Annotated in this window: 1 protein-coding gene; it reads left to right on the top strand. The window is 70.4% G+C overall.

Features of this window, described 5'->3' with window-relative positions; all coding sequences use genetic code 11:
* Positions 1-696, top strand: a 696-nt coding sequence (locus SM447_RS29305) for a glycosyl hydrolase family 18 protein (RefSeq protein WP_474576106.1), incomplete at both ends; no start/stop codon positions are given.

Raw genomic sequence — 696 nt, 5'->3', positions numbered from 1 at the left:
TCACCGTGCTGCTGTCCATCGGCGGCGCCACCGCCGGCATCGACCTCAGCTCCAGCGCCGTCGCCGACCGGTTCGTCGCCACCGTCGTACCGATCCTCAAGCGGCACAACTTCGACGGCATCGACATCGACATCGAGACCGGCCTCACCGGCAGCGGGAACATCAACCAGCTCTCCCCCTCGCAGGCCAACCTGATCCGGATCATCGACGGGGTGCTGGCCCAGATGCCGGCCGGCTTCGGGCTCACCATGGCGCCGGAGACGTTCTTCGTCCAGCTCGGCTACCAGTTCTACGGGCCGGGGCCGTGGGGCGGGCAGGACCCGCGCGCCGGGTCGTACCTGCCGGTGATCCACGCGCTGCGCGACGACCTGACCGTGCTGCACGTGCAGGACTACAACTCCGGACCGATCGTCGGGCTGGACAACCAGTACCACACGATGGGCGGGGCCGACTTCCACATCGCGATGACCGACATGCTGCTCGCCGGGTTCCCGGTGGCCGGCAACGCCAACGCCGTCTTCCCGCCGCTGCGCGAGGACCAGGTCGCCTTCGGCGCGCCGTCCTCGGTCAGCGCCGGCAACGGCTACGTCGCCCCGGCCGGCGTGCAGGCGGCGGTGAGCTGCCTGGTACGCGGCCAGAGCTGCGGGTCGTACACCCCGCGCAGCGGCACCAACCCCAACTTCCGCGGCCTGATGA

Source organism: Micromonospora aridisoli, assembly GCF_056150025.1.
This window is presented reverse-complemented; position numbering and strand designations above follow the sequence as displayed.